Origin of the sequence: Paraburkholderia solitsugae, assembly GCF_013177695.1 — a bacterium.
Classification (GTDB): Bacteria; Pseudomonadota; Gammaproteobacteria; order Burkholderiales; family Burkholderiaceae; genus Paraburkholderia; species Paraburkholderia solitsugae.
Genome location: NZ_WOEY01000072.1, coordinates 1 through 18,643 on the forward strand (window position 1 = coordinate 1; position 18,643 = coordinate 18,643).

18 protein-coding genes and 1 pseudogene are annotated in these 18,643 nt (G+C 60.7%); 9 read left to right on the top strand and 10 right to left on the bottom strand.

Going from position 1 to position 18,643, the window contains the following annotated elements; translation table 11 throughout:
- The 4 genes from GNZ12_RS18505 to GNZ12_RS18520 form a co-directional block, all read right to left on the bottom strand.
- Positions 1 to 829 (bottom strand): helix-turn-helix domain-containing protein (locus GNZ12_RS18505; RefSeq protein ID WP_172312291.1); only part of this gene is annotated, 829 nt, incomplete at its 3' end.
- A 52-nt stretch (positions 830 to 881) separates the two neighbouring features.
- Positions 882 to 2,735, bottom strand: a complete 1,854-nt coding sequence (locus GNZ12_RS18510) for a DUF4153 domain-containing protein (RefSeq protein WP_172312293.1) — start codon at positions 2,733 to 2,735, stop codon at positions 882 to 884.
- A gap of 294 nt (positions 2,736 to 3,029) precedes the next feature.
- Entirely contained in the window at positions 3,030 to 3,983 is a 954-nt protein-coding gene (locus GNZ12_RS18515) for a PDR/VanB family oxidoreductase (protein ID WP_172312295.1), read from the bottom strand.
- Between the two features lies 1 nt (position 3,984).
- Positions 3,985 to 5,034 carry an aromatic ring-hydroxylating dioxygenase subunit alpha gene (locus GNZ12_RS18520; RefSeq protein ID WP_172312297.1) on the bottom strand — a complete coding sequence of 350 codons (1,050 nt, stop codon included), beginning with the start codon at positions 5,032 to 5,034 and terminating at the stop codon, positions 3,985 to 3,987.
- A gap of 142 nt (positions 5,035 to 5,176) precedes the next feature.
- On the opposite strand from GNZ12_RS18520, the gene GNZ12_RS18525 reads away from it, so the two are divergent.
- Positions 5,177 to 6,070 carry a LysR family transcriptional regulator gene (locus tag GNZ12_RS18525; RefSeq protein WP_407947711.1) on the top strand — a complete coding sequence of 298 codons (894 nt, stop codon included), beginning with the start codon at positions 5,177 to 5,179 and terminating at the stop codon, positions 6,068 to 6,070.
- A gap of 185 nt (positions 6,071 to 6,255) precedes the next feature.
- Here the strand turns inward: GNZ12_RS18525 and GNZ12_RS18530 are convergent, their stop codons facing one another.
- The 3 genes from GNZ12_RS18530 to GNZ12_RS18540 all read right to left on the bottom strand — a co-directional run bounded on the left by GNZ12_RS18530 (position 6,256) and on the right by GNZ12_RS18540 (position 8,239).
- Positions 6,256 to 6,576, bottom strand: a complete 321-nt coding sequence (locus tag GNZ12_RS18530) for an NIPSNAP family protein (protein WP_172312299.1) — start codon at positions 6,574 to 6,576, stop codon at positions 6,256 to 6,258.
- A gap of 138 nt (positions 6,577 to 6,714) precedes the next feature.
- On the bottom strand, positions 6,715 to 7,461 hold the full coding sequence (locus GNZ12_RS18535; RefSeq protein ID WP_172312301.1) for an SDR family NAD(P)-dependent oxidoreductase: 747 nt from the start codon (positions 7,459 to 7,461) through the stop codon (positions 6,715 to 6,717).
- 31 nt (positions 7,462 to 7,492) lie between these two features.
- Entirely contained in the window at positions 7,493 to 8,239 is a 747-nt protein-coding gene (locus GNZ12_RS18540; protein ID WP_172312303.1) for an SDR family NAD(P)-dependent oxidoreductase, read from the bottom strand.
- Between the two features lie 176 nt (positions 8,240 to 8,415).
- On the opposite strand from GNZ12_RS18540, the gene GNZ12_RS18545 reads away from it, so the two are divergent.
- The 3 genes and pseudogenes from GNZ12_RS18545 to GNZ12_RS18555 all read left to right on the top strand — a co-directional run bounded on the left by GNZ12_RS18545 (position 8,416) and on the right by GNZ12_RS18555 (position 10,973).
- Positions 8,416 to 9,315 (top strand): LysR family transcriptional regulator, encoded by a 900-nt coding sequence (locus tag GNZ12_RS18545; RefSeq protein ID WP_172312348.1) that lies wholly within the window; start codon positions 8,416 to 8,418, stop codon positions 9,313 to 9,315.
- 156 nt (positions 9,316 to 9,471) lie between these two features.
- Positions 9,472 to 9,939: a MaoC family dehydratase gene (locus GNZ12_RS18550; RefSeq protein WP_407947712.1), complete on the top strand. Its 468-nt coding sequence runs from the start codon at positions 9,472 to 9,474 to the stop codon at positions 9,937 to 9,939.
- Between the two features lie 142 nt (positions 9,940 to 10,081).
- Positions 10,082 to 10,973: pseudogene (locus GNZ12_RS18555) on the top strand (NAD(P)-dependent oxidoreductase).
- Between the two features lie 10 nt (positions 10,974 to 10,983).
- Here the strand turns inward: GNZ12_RS18555 and GNZ12_RS18560 are convergent.
- Positions 10,984 to 11,577, bottom strand: a complete 594-nt coding sequence (locus GNZ12_RS18560) for a TetR/AcrR family transcriptional regulator (RefSeq protein ID WP_172312305.1) — start codon at positions 11,575 to 11,577, stop codon at positions 10,984 to 10,986.
- 102 nt (positions 11,578 to 11,679) lie between these two features.
- On the opposite strand from GNZ12_RS18560, the gene GNZ12_RS18565 reads away from it, so the two are divergent.
- The 4 genes from GNZ12_RS18565 (at position 11,680) to GNZ12_RS18580 (ending at position 15,622) form a co-directional block, all read left to right on the top strand.
- Positions 11,680 to 12,657: a quinone oxidoreductase family protein gene (locus GNZ12_RS18565; protein ID WP_172312307.1), complete on the top strand. Its 978-nt coding sequence runs from the start codon at positions 11,680 to 11,682 to the stop codon at positions 12,655 to 12,657.
- A gap of 127 nt (positions 12,658 to 12,784) precedes the next feature.
- On the top strand, positions 12,785 to 13,633 hold the full coding sequence (locus GNZ12_RS18570) for an MBL fold metallo-hydrolase (RefSeq protein ID WP_216673263.1): 849 nt from the start codon (positions 12,785 to 12,787) through the stop codon (positions 13,631 to 13,633).
- A gap of 165 nt (positions 13,634 to 13,798) precedes the next feature.
- A complete protein-coding gene (locus GNZ12_RS18575; protein WP_172312309.1) occupies positions 13,799 to 14,530 on the top strand; it encodes an SDR family NAD(P)-dependent oxidoreductase in 732 nt (243 codons plus the stop codon).
- A 123-nt stretch (positions 14,531 to 14,653) separates the two neighbouring features.
- Entirely contained in the window at positions 14,654 to 15,622 is a 969-nt protein-coding gene (locus GNZ12_RS18580; RefSeq protein ID WP_172312311.1) for a zinc-dependent alcohol dehydrogenase family protein, read from the top strand.
- Between the two features lie 82 nt (positions 15,623 to 15,704).
- Here the strand turns inward: GNZ12_RS18580 and GNZ12_RS18585 are convergent, their stop codons facing one another.
- Complete coding sequence (locus GNZ12_RS18585; RefSeq protein ID WP_172312314.1) at positions 15,705 to 16,748, bottom strand: 2-dehydropantoate 2-reductase; 1,044 nt, start codon at positions 16,746 to 16,748, stop codon at positions 15,705 to 15,707.
- Positions 16,749 to 16,885: 137 nt separating this feature from the next.
- The gene (locus GNZ12_RS18590; protein WP_172312316.1) at positions 16,886 to 17,653 is read right to left on the bottom strand and encodes a class II aldolase/adducin family protein; all 768 of its coding nucleotides are present in this window, start codon (positions 17,651 to 17,653) and stop codon (positions 16,886 to 16,888) included.
- Between the two features lie 191 nt (positions 17,654 to 17,844).
- Between GNZ12_RS18590 and GNZ12_RS18595 the strand changes: the two genes are divergently transcribed.
- Positions 17,845 to 18,549 carry a Crp/Fnr family transcriptional regulator gene (locus GNZ12_RS18595; RefSeq protein WP_172312318.1) on the top strand — a complete coding sequence of 235 codons (705 nt, stop codon included), beginning with the start codon at positions 17,845 to 17,847 and terminating at the stop codon, positions 18,547 to 18,549.
- The last annotated feature ends 94 nt before the right edge of the window (positions 18,550 to 18,643 follow it).

The following is an 18,643-nucleotide window of genomic DNA, read 5'->3' on the forward strand; positions in this document are numbered from 1 at the left end:
AAGCGCCAACGCCGCCTTCATGCTGAAACAGGCGATAGATGGTCGGGCGAGGAAGTTGAAGCGCATTTAGCACACTTTCGGGGGAGAGTTCATCTTCAGTCAGGTGCGCCTGAATATAGCGCCGTACCTGACCGAACATGGCTGCCCGGGCTGCAGCGCGCGTGTCGCCGCTCAGGCGCGCCTGCCGTCCAAACGCTGCGACAAGGAGCTTGGCCGCCGCGCGTATGGCGCCGTCCGCCTCACCGGCACTCATGCATGCGATTGTCCGACTGAGCGCCGCAACGTGTTCGATGATCAGTCGCTCGAGCGGCGTCGAACCATGGAGCACACGGCCGTGGATGGCCTCCGGATCAGGAAAGACTTCCTGCACCAACTCGCCCGGCACGAAAAACGCGATCACCCTGCATGCTTGGCGTTGCATTCGAACGGGTTGGTTCATATCCAGTGCAAGGATGCTTGCGGCTGAGGGCGTGGGATCGCGCCGCGAGGTGTGCACGGCGACGTTCTCAACCCCGCCCTCCAGAAACACATGAAAGACGAAGTCGCGTACCCGGTCTGTCGAGATCCGGGCCAGTGAGCGCTCGAGCACAATCAGGTCCGACCGGCAATCCGTAAATACAAGCTCGCCAACCTGATAGCGGTCAATCGAAGCCTGGAACGGCCTCTCCAGGTCAGATCGCGAGGGCAGCACGTCAATAAGATGACCGACCCGATCCCGCCAGGCGAGCAAGCGCCGCTGTGGCGCTTCCCCCCGCACGCTGAAATGACTATGGGCAATGCCGTGTTCCAGCGGACGGCAGACATCAACCGTGGGTGCGCGGGAGTTCATGCGAAGAAGTTCTTTACTGGACAGGGTTATAGCCGAATCTGGCGGCAAGCGCTTATTTAACTTGAGTAGGTGCGATATCGGTTACCTGTGGTCTCGAGCATACTACGCTGCGCGCCGACATCGCCTCTACCTCCATGCGTTGACCGTTGACCTGAATGTCCCTTAGTCGGGGCTCAACGAGTTGGAACGTTCCCTTTGCGAGGGCATCACGAACCGCAGCGCAGTCCGGTGCGATCGAAAACTTGCCAACGAGTTGCCAATTTCCGCTGCTGGCCTGATCAAACACGAACCCAACACTTCCGCTGTTCGGGAAGAGCACGACGTTAAGTTTGTGAGCGCCGGTCAGGTCGACGAGGTACGCATCACACTTGACCGATCCAGAGTTCAGGCAGACCGGAAGCATCCAGCTTTGTGTGGCGCGTTTCCAGTCCATCGAGAGAAATGACGCTGGAACTGACTGCCCCGGCGTGCGTGACACGATATTGGCGGAGAGCGTCGCGGCGTCCGGGCGGTCCACGTTCAAAAGGCTTCGGGCAGGCTCCCGCGCGACCTGCGAGCTCAGTTCGCGAATCGTGGTGGCATTGGGTGCCTGAGTCTCTCCCTGCAGGCGCTCGAGAGCCAGCAGACCGTATCTTGTGGATCCGTAGCGCAAGAAGTGGTAGTCGAATTTTTCGGGCAGCACGCTTCCCGCGAGGAGGCGGTCTATCTGGCTGGCCACCGACAGTCGTGACGGGTCAGCCAGCGGAGTGGACAAAGCTACGAGGACAGCGAGTGAGACCCACGCCGTGACCACGTTTACGGGCGCGATTCCCGGGAGGGTGTCGCTGCGAGCCAGCGCCGCCCACGCATAGCCGATGGCGTATAAGTAAGCCACGAAGGCTCCCGCACAGGCCAAAACGCGGCGCGGTGTGAGTCCATACTGCCCAATGCGCGACGCGAGCGCGTAAGTCGCGAGCATCACCAGCACGGGAAGCATGAGGCATGAAATTCTCATGCAAAGGCGCAGCACTCGCGGTGCCTGATCGGACCCGTGGCCGCCCTTGAAAGCGGCATTCACCAAGACGATTGTCAACGCCGCAACGCCCAGCAGGATCCACGTGGCTGACCGCGTGGCCCATAGCAATCCGAGTCCGGTGAGCGGCAGGGATGCGAGGAATCCGCCAACGATGACAACGAGGACGAGGAGCAGCCACGAGAGTAGTGACAGGACAAGCGTGCGCGATCCCCGGATCAGTTCTGGTCTCACATCAGTGATGTGCAGAGCCCCGGCAAATGCCATCGCGCTCACAGGGATTTTGAACCATGACTCACGCAGGAGTTGCTCGAGGAAATGCAGCTTCAGCAACAGGAAGAGTGCGGCACCCAGCCAGAGCACAAGAAAGAGCGCGCAGACGAACAACCCGGACAGGCAGACCTGGAGCCCCACCTTCCAGCTGACCTCGAAGTACGACTCATACGGTGCAAACCACGAGCTTGCCGCCTCACTGGCGAGAATGAGACAAAAGGCGATAAAGACAATCACGCCACTGTGGAACGTCACCGCCATTGAGGGCAGGGGTGCGTCGGCGCGGCCAAACGGTGGTATTCCAATGATTTGAGTGCCTGCGGAGCGCCACGCGTCGTGATAGCCAAGAATTGCGACAACTGCGGCGAGGGCGGCGGCCCACATTGCGAGCCGCGCTCCGCTCATTCGGGGGAGGCCGACAACAAGCGTCGGCGGGATGAACACAATAACTAGAAGCAGCGGAAAGAACAGAACTGGGATAGTCGCGATGCCGCTGCGATGATGCGCAGCGTTCAGGAGCAGATACAGCACCAAACCCTGGAAAATACCGGTGACTAGCCGGAGCGCGAAAAGATCTCGCCCTGAAACAGCCCGCAGTGTTCCCTGCTGATTGTTTTGCATTTCCACCCCGCTTTGACGAATCTGTTTTGTTCTACGATCGCGCTGGGCGCCAGCCCGTCCGACATAATATCGGCTTCTACCGTTTACTTCTGGGTCGGCCGATCAACGTCTCATGCAAATAGCATGCATCAGCCGAGTTTCATAAGATTGCGGTCGGCAGCACGCGACCACTGCGGCCGTTCGACCCGCGAGAGCGAGCGGCCGTCAGGTAGCTGATAACAGCCGTTCATGCAGGCAGGCGCAGCACGAGCGCCCCTCGACTTCCTTGCATGTTTTCAATTCAAAAAGCGACGACTAAAAGTCAATGACCAGTTCGTCAGATTTTGCTCGTGACACGCAGATCATCAGCGATTTGCTGCACGTCTGCTCGTGTTCACTCAACACGTAGTCGCGGTGCTCGACCTCGCCCGATAACACCTCCACCTCGCAACTGCGGCACAGTCCTTGCCGGCAGGAAAACGGTGGACAGGCGCCGTGACGTTCGAGGCTCTCCAGAATCGACTCGTTGGGTTCGACCACGCATCGCATTCCGAGCCTTGCAAGCACGATCGTGAATGCCCGCTCGCTCCTATCGGCGACTTGCACCGGCGATGCGGTAAACCGCTCGAAATGCAGATTCTCGCGCGGTATGCCGGACTGCTGGCCGTGATGCGACACGGCGTCCATCAGTCCTCCCGGTCCGCAACAATAGACGTGCTCGCCGGGTTTTACGTCGCTCAGCAAGGTCTGCATTTCAGGCGCCCCACTGACTGATTCGTCGTTGGCGTGCACATGAACCCTGCCAGCGAATGCGCGCAATTCGTCGAGGTATGCCGCGCACATCCGCGAGCGCACGCAATAGTGCAATTGCCAGGGTGCGGCATGGCGGACGCACCATCGGATCATGCTTAGGATAGGCGTGATGCCGATACCGCCTGCAATGAAACGATGAGATGTCGCCTCGCGCGACAGACCGAACAACGTGCGAGGCTCACTGATCGTGAGCAAGTCGCCTTCGCGAAGCGACGTGTGCAGATAACTCGACCCACCGCGCGATGTCGCGGAAAGCCCGACACCCAGACGATAACGATCTGTTTCCGACGCATCGTTGCAGAGTGAATATTGTCGCGTGAGGCCGCCGGTCAGATGGACATCGATATGCGCGCCGGGCTCGAACGGGACGAGCGCCGCGCCGTCTGCAGCCTGCAACTCGATGCCTAGTATCCCTTCCGCCTCGCGCGTCAGTTGCGTTACTTTCACCTGAATCATCTCAGGCTCCTTGCACTGCTTCCAGCATCTGATGTTTCTCTTCTTCAAGACGTTGATTGACTGCCCAGCGAAAATGGGACAGTGCGGCGTCGATGCCGAACGGCATCATCCTGAAGCCAGGATCCAGTGCAAGATTCTTCTGCTGGGCAGTGATGATGTCGCGGTCCTCGTCGAATGCATCGACAACCGCCTGATGGATCGCTCGCGTGACGTCGGGCTGATCAATCGCAAAGTTGTGCGGATGGCCGAAGAAGTAGTGCGTGGAGTTTTCTGTTTCGGGCGTGAGTGCCTGGCAGCCACGGAATTCCGCTGCGTCGACGCGTGCACCTTCTTGCGCGCCGGTACCGACCGGCGCCATACCGGAATCCATTCGCAGAATCGCAGGAATAGTGAAGTCGTAAATATTCCAACGGTCGACCTTGCCAGGCCAGTTCTTGACGGCGGCGGCGAACGGAGGCGCATCCGTATTCAACGTCCAGCGCGTGATGCGAACGCCGCCGTCGATCCGCTCAACTTTGGGCTGTACCTTTGCATAGTCTTCGGGGCCGCCTAGCGTGGTTGGATGCACGAACGGCAGATGCGAGAAGTCCAGCAGGTTGTCGCAGATCAGCAGGTAGTTCACGTCGTAGTGAATGTAACCAGGCAAGCTGCGCCACTGCGGATCGTCGAGCCAATGGGTGTCGGGAATCGTTTCTGGGTCGGCAAGCGAAGGGTCGCCCATCCAGATCCAGATCCAGCGATGCCGCTCGACAAGCGGGAAAGTTCGAACCTTCGCCTGCGGCGGAATGCGCTGTTGGGCAGGCGCTTCAACACAGGTTCCGGTGCTGTCGAATTTCAGACCGTGATACATGCAGCGGACGCAATCGCCCTCGCGACGGCCAACCGACAGTGGCGCGCCGCGATGACAGCAACGATCCTCGAGCGCAACGACGCCGCCGCCTTCCTCGCGATACAGCAGAACCGGGATGCCGGTAATGACGCGAGCGAACAGCGCTTCGCTTTCCACCTCATGCGACCAGGCGGCTACGTACCACGTATTCCTGATAAACATCACTGTCTCCATCATGTGGGTGCGGCCTATCGTTGGCACGCTTGACCTCAAGATAGATTCGGCACCATCATGCGTCAAGCCAATGGGACTAATGCAAGGAATGCACGCCGTGCATATACGTGATCTCGATCTGAATCTGCTCGTGGTGTTCGATGCGCTGCTTCGCGAACGCAGCGTGACTCGAGCGGCATCCGAAGTGGGGCTATCGCAGGGGGCAATGAGCCACGCTTTGAATCGCCTGCGGGCGTTTTTTGAGGACCCTCTGTTCGTCAAGACGCCATCGGGCATGGAGCCGACGCCGAAAGCAACCATGCTTGGCGTTTCGATCGTTGAGATCATGACGACCTTGCGTCAGGACGTCGTCTCGCAGGCGCGCTTTGATCCTTCAACAGCGCGGCGCACCTTCGTTCTTTGCATGACGGACATGGGCGAACTCGTCTTTCTGCCACCGCTCATCCGGCGGTTGCGAGAGGAGGCGCCGAACTGCACGCTGCGATCCATACAAGTCCCGAACGAGCAGATCGAGGGGCTGCTTGCGTCTGGAGAAGTGGATCTCGCGTTGGGGTCGATCCGTGCCGCGCCCGACGATCTCTACCAGCAACAACTCTTTTTGCACTCTTTCGTAACGATGGTGAGCGTGCGAAACAAGGAGGTCGGCGAATCGATTACGCGTGAACAGTTCGAAACGATGCCGCAGATTGTCGTTTCGCTGACGGGGCGTGCGGGCGCCGCTTATGACAGTGCATTCGACGAGTACGGCATTCATCGAAATGTTTATCTGACGACGCCGCACTTCCTGGTCGTGCCACTATTGATCGACGAACATCCCGAACTGATCGCCACGGTGCCGCTGGAGCTTGGGAACGTCTTCGCCAGGCTCGGGACCGTTAAGATTGTCCCGCCGCCGGTGCCGCTTCCGCCGTTTGCACTTCGCCAGCTCTGGCATCCTCGATTTCACGACGAACCGGCGAACATCTGGCTCCGACAACTCATCAAGCGCACGTTTGAGCGCTATCCCGACTTACCGGCCAGATAGTGACTGGCTGCGGCCCTTCCGGTATTTGATTAACGTGAGGCGGAGTTCGCCACGCGGTTGGACAGCTTCAGCTGGCGCAGTGCAGTAGACGCAAAGAGGGCACTCATCATGTACTCCATTACGCCGCCAGCGCGTCGTTGCGATAGAGCGCATGGTCGGCAGGCATGCGGGTGCGTTTCGGGTTGTTACTTCAGCGGCGAGAAGTCGATTGGACGCATGATGCGCGACTCCATGCTCACGAAAATGTCGAGCGCTTTCACCTTGCGTCCGAATTCCTGCCAGCGACTGTCCATCGCCATCCGGTCCCGACGCTCGATGCGATCATCGAGGCTCTTATAGGCCCAGATATGCACGATCTGGTTGATATCGCCGATTTCAGTCGTGAAGAAGCCAATCAGTTCGCCGAGAAATTCCTGCTGAAGCGCAAGGCCTTCGCTCTTGTATAAAGCAAGCCAATCGGCGCCGCGCAGCGGCTTGAACGTATAGGTGCGGATTTCGTAAAGCATCGGATCTCTCCATGAAGGCCGATTAGCTGGGTGTAGTGGTTGTCATTTGAATCATCCTCTATGATGTTCCAATAAGTATGGATGCCTGATTAATAAGGTATCTCGGCGACACTCGAAACAGGCGTGAATCGGGTTGGTCTAGAGTTTCGAGCCGCCGTCGACACGCAGCGTTTCACCGGTAATCCAGCGCGCTGCGTCCGAGGCTAGAAACGCAACCGCGCCGGCGATATCATCAGGTTGCGCGACGCGCTTTAACGCCTGCATGCCGAGCGTGACCTCGCGTCCCGCGTCGGTCTTCGTGAAGTTCGACATGTCGGTTTCGACGACGCCGGGCGCGACTGCATTCACGCGAATCTCGCGTTCACCAAGTGCCGAAGCGAAATGCTTGACGAGTGTATCGACCGCCCCCTTGGTAGCTGCGTATGCGGGCAACTTGCCGACCGCGGCATGCGCCGCGAGTGACGAGAGCAGGACAACGCTGCTGCCTTTGCACATCACCGGCAGTAACTGCTGCACGAGGAAATAGGGCGCACGTACATTCACGGCGAACAGGTCGTCGAAATCTTCGACAGTCGTTTCCTCGATGCTTGCGGCCTTTGAAATGCCGGCGTTCGCCACCAGAATGTCCAGACGATGGCCGACGACAGCGCGTACGCGTTTTGCGAGCGTATGCGGGCCATCTGCGTCGCGCAGATCCGCGGCGATTTTCTGGGCGTTGCCGCCGGCCGCACGGATTTCGGCGACGACAGCATCTGCCGCCGTTTCTCCGCTGCTGTAGTGAACCAGCACCTGTGCGCCTGCTTTCGCGAGTGCGAGCGCACTGGCGCGGCCGATGCCGCGTGAGGCGCCCGTGACGAGCGCGGTTTTTCCGGGAAGGTGGGTCATGATAGTTCTCCTGATCGCTGTGGGTTCGGCATCAACCCGCGGTCTTGCCGCCATCGACGGTGATCACCTGGCCGGTCACGAAGGCTGCGCCATCGGATGCAAGGTAAAGCACGGCGCTGGCAATGTCATCCGGCTTACCGATGCGCGCCAGCGGAACAGAGGAAGCCAGTGCCGCCTTGCGTTCCGCCGTGCCGGTGAAGCGGTCGAGCATGCCGGTATCGGTCGGCCCCGGGGCAACGGCGTTGACGCGCACGCCCGTGGCGGCGACTTCCAGCGCGGCAGACTTGGTGAGACCTTCGACCGCGTGTTTGCTGCCGGCGTAGACCGAGGCGTAGGCCGCCCCTTCGTGGCCGTAGGTCGACGAGATGTTGATGATGCTGCCGCTTTTCTGGGCGGTCATCACGCGCAACTCGTGCTTCAGGCTCAGCAAGGTGCCCAGCACGTTGGTATCGAAGGTCGCGGCGTAGCTCTCGGCGGTCTGGTTGACGACCAGTCCCGGCTGGCCCTCGGTGCCGGCATTGTTGACGGCCGCATCGAGACGGCCGAAACGGGCTACGGTCTGGTCGACCAGGTCGCGGACTTCGTTGTCATGGCGGACATCGGCTTGGATGAATGCGACTTCGGCGCCGAGCTGCCGGAGTTCGGCTTCGAGTGCCTCGCCCTCGGCCTGACGGCGACCGGAAACGACCAGGCGGGCACCGTTCCTGGCAAAGGCGAAGGCGGTGGCGCGACCGATGCCGGTCAGGGCGCCGGTGATGAGGATGACGGGTTTGCTCATGATTCAGGTCCTTAAAGATATGGCTTGGGTGCACGTGGTAACTGAGCCGCGACACCGGCTCGAGCGCTGGGAGCACGCTCCATGACACCTCCATGGGAAAGAATCTAGGGACTTGTGGCAAGATTGAAAAAGACTTTATAGGCTGGACGGCATACTTCACAGGCATGGGGTCCGCAATGGAACTGCGACATCTTCGGTATTTCATCGCTGTCGCCGAGACGGGCAGCCTGACGGAGGCAGCCGAACGGCGCCTGCACACTTCGCAGCCGTCACTGAGTCGGCAGATTCGAGATCTGGAGGAGCAGGTTGGGGTCGAGTTGCTGAGCCGCAGCGCACGCGGCGTGGAGCTGACTCCAGCAGGCAAGGCATTCATCGATCACGCCCGACTGGCATTGGCCCAGGTGGAAGCTGCAGTCGAATCGGCCCGAAGGGCAGCGCAACCTGCGAAGCAGCGCTTCTCTGTCGGCTTCCTCACTGGACAGGAAATGACTTGGCTGCCCGAGGTCATGCGCATTCTGCGCGGCGAGTTGCCGAACATCGACGTCATCGTGTCCAGCGACTATTCGCCGGATCTTGCCGAAGAACTCGCGCGCGGCAAGCTGGATTTGGCGTTCCTGCGTGCCGAACCAGACTTCAATCTCGCCTACCAGGTCGTGGGACGGGAACCGCTCGTGGTGCTCATGCCGAGTGACCATCCGCTGACGTCCCGCGTTGCAATCCTTCCACAAGAACTCGTTGGTGAGCCTTTCATCGCTATGGCTAACAAGGCCAGGGTGTTGCGCGCAGTGATCGACGATTACCTGGATCGCTCAGGAATCCATATCAAGTCGGTGCAGAGTGTAGACAACCCCGCAGTAGTCATGTCACTTGTTGCGTCGACGCGAAGTGTGACGCTGATTCCGGCTTATGTCGAAAACTTGATGCCTTGGTCGGTCGCTAGCCGTCCGCTCGAAGGCGGGGCGCCGACGATCGACTTGGTTATCGGCTACAGGAGGGCAAATACATCTTCGATTCTGAAGCTGTTCCTCTCAAAAGTGGATGAACTGATCGCAGGCGTCGCGAAGAGATTGTCGTGATCCTGCCCTCCTATCCGTAAGCGCCTCCCGTTCCGACTTCTCGCTTGACAAAGTAACAGACCTGTTCTTAGTATTAACGTTGCGTACAGGTCAGTAACTTTGTGAGGAATATCGCTACTCCCGCTCGAAGCCGTCACCTAAACCTGGAGTCGATTTATGAATCAGTTGAACGAGCGCTATTTAGAGGATTTTGCAGTGGGGCAGACGTTCGGTTCAGGACGGCTGCGTATCGACAAGGAACGGGTCCTTGCGTTCGCTGCCGAGTTCGATCCACAGCCCTTCCACCTCGATGAGGCGGCGGCGCGCCGCTCGATTTTCGGTGGACTCGCCGCCAGCGGCTGGCACACCGCTGCCGTGACGATGCGGTTGATGGTTGAGACCGAACTCAAGCCGGCTGGCGGCTTCGTCGGCGCTGGGCTCGACGAGTGCCGCTGGCCCCGGCCAGTGCGCCCCGGTGATGAGTTGCGCGTCGAGTGCGAGGTGATCGAGGTGCGACCGTCAAAGTCCCGTCCGGAGCAGGGCCTGATCAAGCTCCGGACGACTACGCTGAACCAGGATGACGAGGCTGTGCTGGTGCATGTCGTGAACATGGTCGTGCCGTGCCGTCAACCACATTCGTGTTGACACGGCAAAGCGGGGTTGCCGGAGAAGAATGTTCATGATGGAAATTTCGGATGCCGAACCGCATGTTCCGCATTCGTAACCCGCTCCCCGTGTTCCCGGCAACCTATCCGACCGTGTCGCCACAAGCGCCAACCACCTTTGGATGGAGGTGATTATGGACATCGGTTTCATTGGCTTAGGTGTCATGGGACAGCGCCATGGCGCTCAATCTGGCCCGGGTGGGCACACAGCTCATTGTCTGGAATCGCTCCGCTGACAGGAGCGAGGCTTTGCGAGCGGCGGGCGCAACCGTCGCGACGAATCCCGCCGAGATATTTAAACGGACCCGCGTGGTATTCCTGATGCTGGTCGATGGCGACGCAGTCGACGCCGTTCTCGGCCGCGGCACATCGCAGTTCAGCGAGAACGTTGCGCACCACACGATCGTCCACATGGGGACGACCTCGCCCGACTACTCGCGCGGACTCGAAGCCGACATTCGCAACGCCGGTGGCAGCTACGTGGAAGCGCCCGTCTCGGGCTCGCGCAAGCCCGCCGAGGCGGGCCAGCTTGTAGCGATGCTGGCGGGCGAAGACGCGGCCGTCGAAAGCGTCCGCCCTCTGCTCGAGCCTATGTGCCATCAGACGATGGTGTGCGGCCCGGTTCCGAATGGGCTTCTGATGAAGCTCGCGGTGAACCTGTTTCTGATGACCACGGTCACCGGCCTTGCGGAAGCGGCCCATTTTGCCGAGCGGCATGGCTTGGACTTGCAGCAGTTCCGCGCCATCGTGGACGCCGGTCAGATGGCGAGCGACATCTCACGCGTGAAAATTCTCAAACTGGTCATGCGTAACTTCGATGTCCAGGGATCGATCACCAATGTGCTGATGGTCAATCGATTGATTGCGCAAGCGGCGAGGGATGCCGGGGTCGCGTCGCCGCTATTGGATGTCTGCCATGCGCTATTCGGTGAGACGCTGGCGTTGGGGCACGGACAGTCCGACATCGCGGCCGTTGTCCACGCACTCGAGGCAAGAACCGATTCCGGCAAATGATCGTGTTCGACTAGGCCAACAACTTCGTGGCGGCCTCAATGAGGTCGCCCTTCAGATCACCCGACTCCGCTATTAATCCGGTGACGTACGCGCCGTTGATAAGCAGTGCTAGCTGGGACGCGGTACGTTTGGGATTGCCGACGCCCAGCTTGGCAACGATCGTTGCGAGCCGCGCCTGCATTTCCTCCTTGTTGTCCCGGGCGATAACCCGGCCAGGATGGTTGTCGTCGGGAAACTCCGCCACCAGGTTAAGAAACGGGCAACCACGAAAGGCGGGGTGCGCAATCCGTTTCGCGATTCCGGATAGCAGCGCGTCCAGCAAAGCGCGCGGATCCTCAGCGTGCTTTTCTTCAACGTCATCCCACCACGCCCAGAACAACCGATCTTTCTCGGCAGCGAAAGCAGAGATCAAAGCGTCCTTGGAGTCGAATACGCGATAGAGGCTCGTCTTCGACACCCCGGATTGCTCGACGACCGTGTCGACGCCAATGGCACGGATGCCCTCGCGGTAGAACAGGTCGCTTGCCGTCGCGAGGATACGCTCGCGCGCGCTCACTTCGCCTTTTGGCGGGGCTCCCCGCCGGGGTCGGGCTCCTGCCTTCATATCTGCACACTCCTTCGATCTGGATTTTCTGATTGACAAAGTAACAGGTCTGTACCTATTATAAAAGTGACGTACAGGTCTGTTACTTTATAGGATATGCCAATGCGCGTGATCGAAGCAGAAACCTTTTCGGGCTATGACGGGTTGCGGCAGATCGAATTACCCAAGCCGCAACCGGCGAAGGACCGGGTGCTCGTTCGCGTGACGGCCGCTGGCGTGACGCCGCTCGAATACACGGTCCTGTCGGGTGGACACCCTCGAGCCAGGGCGCCGCTCGTGCCAGGCAATGAGGGCGTCGGTGTCATCGAGGATGCAGGTGACTCCGGCCTCGCGGTGGGAAGCCGCGTGATGTTCACGGGACCCTATGGCGTTGCTGAGAATGGCACATGGCAGGAATGGCTGCTGGTGAGGCCGGAACATCTGGCGTCGCCTGACGCGATCGGGGATGTCGTCGCGGCCAGCATTCCGGTGGCCTATCTGACGGCGCAGATCAGCCTCACCGACGCCGGGTTCAAGCCGGGCATGACGGTGCTGGCTCCGGGAATCGGCGGGTCGGTCGGCAACGCGACCTATCAGCTCGCGCGGGCGCAGGGCGCCGGCAAGGTGATCTCTACGGCTGGCAGCGCGGCGAAGGCCGCGAGAGCGCGTGAACTTGGCTTCGAGGACGTGATTGACCTCACCGCGGAAGGTCTCGCTGACGGGGTTCGTCGGATAACGGCCGGCAAGGGTGTCGATATCGTCATCGAGAGCATCGGCGGCACTGTGACGAGTGAGGCGTTGAGCAGCCTGGGTCGCGGCGGTGTCCTGATCACGTTGGGCTACTCCGCTGGCCGCAGAAGCACCATCGATGTCACGGACCTGATCTGGAAGGGCGCGCGGATGGCTGGCTTTTCCCTGTTCGCCCAGTCACCGGCCACGGTCGCCACTGCGTGGCAGGACATCATCCCGTTAATCGTAAGCGGATCAGTCAAGCCGATCGTCGAGCGGGTCTACCCCCTCGACGAAGCAGGCGAAGCCTTGCGTCACCTGATAGAAGATCGGCCGTTTGGCAAAGTCATTTTAACGATGCGACCGACATGACAAGCGGATGTTCACGGCATCCACGCGCGCCTATTCCATTGGTGCGATACCTGTGCGTTGGCCGAAGCAGGTCAGGCGATGAGCGGACGAGGTTTCCTCGACGCGATGCAACCATGAGGAGGTCGTTATGTTGAATTGGCAGGTGGGCGCGGTAAAGATAACCTGTGTGGTCGAGATCGTGATCCCCTTTCCCGATGGCACCCTCATCGCTGAGGCGACGCCACAGGCCCTGAAAGCCAGTCCGTGGCTCTTCCCGCACTTCGCTACGGAGGATGGCACCCTCATCGCGGCCGTCCAGGCGCTGCTGGTGGAGGCGCCGGGGCTGCGGCTGGTGGTCGACACCTGCATCGGCAACGACAAGCCGCGCCATCTGGTGGGCGGAAACCCGCTCGCGACGCCGTTCCTGCAACAGCTGGCGGATGCGGGCTGGAGCCGCGACAGTGTCGACGCCGTGATCTGCACCCACCTGCACGTAGACCACGTGGGCTGGAACACCATGTTGGTGGACGGCAAGTGGGTTCCAACCTTCCCCAAGGCACGCTACCTGATTGGCAAGCGCGAATTCGAACATTGGAGCAACGAAGGCGACGAGGAGCAGCAGGCGATCATCGGAGACAGCGTGCGGCCGATCTTCGACGCCAGCCTGGTCGACCTGGTGGAGATGGATCACCGCATCTCGCCTGAGGTGCGCCTGAGGCCAACCCCCGGGCACACGCCGGGCCATGTCAGCGTGATGATCGAATCGGAAGGGCAGAGCGCGGTGATCACCGGCGACATTGCCCATCATCCCTGCCAAATGGCGCACCCCGAGTGGACCACGAGCCTCGACAGCGACATCCAGGCCGCGACGACCACCCGCGCGAAGCTGTTCGCCGAGTGGGCCGACCAGCCGATCCTGGTTATTGGCACTCACTATGCCGCGCCGACAGCTGGACATGTGAAGCGCGACGGGGCGGCGTTCCGGTTCGAGGTCTAGCCGCCGGACGGCCAAGGAGATGATCGACTGACTGGCCGGCGTTGGTTGGTACGCGCGAACCACCCTCGAATGCGGCCGCGCATGGGCGCCCTGCATTTTTTTTGCAGCTGACCGCCAGCCCAGGGGCGCTGCCAACAGGAATTAGCAATCAACGGAGTAGGCGCTATGGATAAGTTGCAGGGAAAGGTGGCCGTCATCACCGGCGGCTCGTCGGGGATAGGCCTTGCCGCCGCGAAGCTCTTCGTCGCCGAGGGCGCCTACGTCTTCATCACCGGCCGTCGCCAGAAGGAACTCGACGAAGCCGTGAGGGCCATCGGGGGCAACGTGACTGGCATCCAGGGAGACGTCGCCAATCCGGATGATCTTGATCGTCTCTATGAGAACGTCAACGCGACAGGGCGAAGAATCGACATCGTCTTCGCCAACGCTGGCATCGCTGAGTTCGCCGCCTTGGGCAGTATCACCGAAGCGCATTTCGACAAACTGTTCAATACCAACGTGAAGGGCGTGCTCTTCACCGTGCAAAAGGCTCTGCCGCTCCTGAATAACGGCGGATCGATCATTCTCACGGGCTCCGTCGCGAGCGCCAAAGGGACGCCCGCCTTCTGGGTATACGGCGCGACCAAGGCCGCCATCCGCAATTTCGTACGAGGATGGACTGTGGAATTGAAGGATCGTCGCATCCGTTCCAACGTCCTTAGCCCGGGGCCAATTGATACCCCGGTCATTGGTCGGCAGCCTCCGGACGCTATTGCGAGGATTTTATCGACCATCCCGATGGGACGCATGGGGCAAGCCGACGAAGTGGCCAAAGCTGCTCTGTTTCTCGCTTCGGATGACTCGAGTTTCATCACGGGCATCGAACTCTTCGTGGACGGGGGGAGAGCACAGATCTGAATATCGTGACAACAGCGCGCGCCTTTCCGCAACGGATTGGCTGACATTCCGCAACCCGATGTCCTATAAGGCATGCCCGGACGCCGCGTCCACTTAGGCGTCCATCGAAGATGGAGTTTCATCATGAAAGGTATTGTGCTCACCGCATATGGCGACCCTGCAACGGGACTTGAATTGCGCGAGGTGCCCGAACCCGCCAGTCCGGGCGCGGGCCAGGTGATGGTCGCGGTCGACTATGCCCCAATCAACTTCAGCGACATTCTCGTCGCGCGGGGCCTGTACCCGCTGCATCCCGAGTTGCCATCCGTTATCGGCAACGAGGGTGCGGGGCGCGTGCTGGAGGTGGGTGCCGGAGTCAGCAACGTCAGAGTCGGTGATCGCGTGGCTCTCCCGATGGGTAACTTTACCTGGCGCGAGCGGATGGTCGTCAACGCGGACGGCCTGGTCGCACTTCCCACCGATGCCGATCCTCATCAGTTGGCGATGCTTACTATCAATCCGCCCACCGCGCATCTGCTGCTCGAGACGTACGTGCATCTTCAGTCGGACGACTGGATTGCAATCAACGCGGCCAACTCGGCCATAGCGCGCTGGATAGTCGGTTTCGCCAGGAAAAAGGGTGTCAGGACTCTCGGACTGGTGCGCCGCGCTGAAGCTATAAGTGCCGCGCGAGAAGCGGGATGCGATCTGGTGTTGCTGGACGATGATGACGCGCCGGCGAAGATGGCAGAGGCGCTGGGCGAAAAGCGCGCGCGGCTTGCGCTGGATGCTGTCAGCGGCGAAGCTGCTGGCCGTCTGGCCAAGCTGCTGGGCCCGCGTGGCACACTCGTGTCGTACGCTGCCCCGACCTTTGCGGCCATGGCAGTGAGCCCTTTCGAGGTCATCTTCAATGACCTGACCATTCGTGGTTTTTCTTTGGGCAATCCGGACTTTGCCGGACAGATTCCCGGCGCCATCCTGCAGGCGTCAAAGATGGTGGCCGCAGGCGAAGTTGCAATTCCAGTGGCCGCGACATATCGGCTTGAGGAAATCGGCGCTGCAATCTCCCATCAGATGCGAGGCGGAAAAGTTCTTCTGAAAATCGGCGACTAGGTGCAGCATATCTTCGGGTTCTCACAAAGCACGTTCTGGTAGACACCTCGCTCGAGCCCATCAAGCTCCCGTGCGTCGACGCTCAGCGCCTATCGTGCCGTGCCGAAGCGCCACCCGCTGCAGCGCGAATCCGAGCCAACAGTGCTTCGCCCGACCATGAAGGTCGCACGTCGCTTCGCTCGGCTTCCCGCACGAGCTCGCATAGCCGCTCGTTCACCGGCGCCGTTCGCCCGAGGCGTTGGGCGAGGCGCACAACTTCGCCGTTGATCCAGTCGATTTCCGTCGTGCGTCCCGCCGCCAGATCGTCGGACATCGACGAGCGCGCGAGCGGATCGATCGTCAGCATCGTGCGGCCCAGCCGCTCGAATAACGCATCAGGTACGCCGAGAACGCGCGGTATCCAGGTGGCCGGAAGCGGCGTCACTTTGGCCGGCCGTATGCTGGCCTGCTTCAGAAGCGCGAGCGCTTCTTTCTGCGCCATGGCGAGGCACAGGCGATAGGCGCGTTGCGAGAGTTCCTCCTTCAAAGGGCGGTTCGCTAGCGCGTTGATTGCATTGTTGAGATTGAGCAACAGCTTCGCCCATTGCACCGGCAACAAGTCGGCGTGCTGGATGAGCGGCAGACCTGCTTTCCTGAACTCGTCGACGAACGGCTGCATGGCCGCCGCATGCCTGATCTCCAACTCGCCGCCTGAACCTTGATGAAATGCACCCGGGCCGCGTTCGACGACATTGAATGGCACCATCCCCTCCAGCACCGTCTGCTGTGGAAGGGCGGCACGCAGCACGTCCGCATTGCCAATGCCGTTCTGCAAGCTCACGACGATCGTACCGGGGCGCAGCACATTCGCCAGTTCCGCGGCGGCCGTGGCGGTCGCGGCAGACTTGACGGTGACGAGTACCAGATCGGCTGCGGCGGCGCTGGCCGCGTCCGTCGCTACGTCGATCCGCTCCGACGGCGCATGCCAGCGGCTATCGTCGTGCCGCGACAGCGTGATGCCATGACTGCGCAACTGGTCGGCCACGCGCGCACGCCCAATGAAGGTGACGTCGCTGCCCCCGGCAAGAAGTCGTCCGCCGACATAGCAGCCAATCGAGCCGGCGCCGTAGATAAAGATTTTTGCCATACAGGTTCTCACGTGACCTACCTAATACGTATCCGCGATGCGTTGAATCAGCAAACGCGGCTCATGACGCTCACGCCGTTCGCCCAGCACCGTGCACCGTGCGTGTCGTGCACGGTGCACGGTGCGAACGGGCAGTGTTAGTCAGCATATCCAGGGTTACGACGGTCGAGCCGGCGGAGCAGCCCGGGCCACACCAACGCACCAGGAGAGACGCCCCTCGTCGCCATCCGGATCTGCTCCTTGATGCCGTTGAGAATCGGCTGGGCGATGGGCGTCAGCTTTCCGCCGCCGGCCTGGGCACGCACCTGAATCATGCAGGCCACTTCAAAGAAGTACATAGCGACGAAGGCGTCTGCCGGCGCGGCGCCGACCGTCAGCAGGCCGTGGTTGCGCAGCATCAGGTAAGTGTTGCTGCCGAGGTCCTGAACGAGACGAGGCTTCTCGGCTTCATTGAGTGCGATGCCTTCGTAGTCGTGGTAGCCGAGCGACGCCAGCACACCGAGTGACTGCTGGGAGAGCGGCAGCAGCCCTGCCTCCTGCGCGGACACGGCCACGCCGTTGACCGAGTGAGTGTGCATCACGCAATGGGCGTCTTCGCGTGCCGCATGCACGGCGCTATGGATCGTGAAACCGGCCGGATTGACGTCATAGGGCGACTCGGAAACCTTGCGGCCGTCGAGATCGATCTTGACCAGCGACGACGCGGTGATCTCGTCGAACATCATGCCGTATGGGTTGATCAGGAAATGGTGCTCCGGGCCGGGCACGCGTGCCGAGATGTGGGTAAACACCAGGTCGTCCCACCCAAACAGCGCAGTGAGGCGGTACGCCGCCGCGAGATTGACTCGCGCGTCCCATTCGGCGGGCGATACGTCGTTCTTCAGACTGACATCAGATGAGGCCACGTCGACACTCCTTTTTCGATGATTCAAGCAAATGAAATAACCTGAGACAACGCCCTGCGAATCGCACATCCGGTCCCGGTGGCGCAGCGGGTGCGTCACGGGCCAAAGTCATTGCGTCGTCAGATGCGAGTCCACATGATGTTCGCAAACCCGCCTAAAATCTGTCCGATACCCGACAGGTCGACGCGCCAATGGAATCCAGCCTGCACCGCTACCGGTCACAACTCGAAACGACTCCGTGGTTTAAAGGCCTGCCTGTCGAGTTGCAGGACTATCTGATCAGCCATGCCAATCTGCTTACGCTGGAAAAGAGCCAGGTCCTGTATCGGCGTGGTGACCCGTCGTATGGACTGTACGCCATACTGGGCGGCGCACTGGCTATCGGCACAGTCGGGCTGGATGGGAAAGAGGCGTTGCTCGCGGTGCTCGGACCGACTGCATGGTTAGGGGAAATCTCGCTGTTCGATGGGCTGCCACGTCCGAACGACGCCACTGCCATTAGCAGGACGCTTTTGCTGCACGTACCCGCGTCTGCGCTGCAAAGCCTGCTCGATTCCACGCCCCGCTATTGGCGCGATTTTGCGTTGTTGATGGCGCAAAGACTTCGGGTTTCGTTCGAGAACACCGAAGCAATGGCGCTGTTGCCCGCGGCGCAGCGCGTGGCGAGCCGCTTGTTGGTGATCGCGGGGGGGTATGGCGGCCTCAACGCTGCGCAGAGCAGGATAATGCTCTCACAAGACAGTTTCGCTTCAATGGTGTCCTTGTCGCGGCAAACCACGAATCAGTTGCTCAAGAATCTCGAAAGCCAACGCATAGTGAGCCTGAAATTCGGGGAAATCGTCATTCTGGATTTCGACCGGTTGCGGGCGGCGAGTCTTGGCGAGTCGAATCTGTGAGCGTGCCGTGTGATGCATTGCGTACGCGCCAATACATGGCATGGTGGACAGCAAACTACTCCGAGCGCCCGTTTAGCCCCGGACGATTATTCTG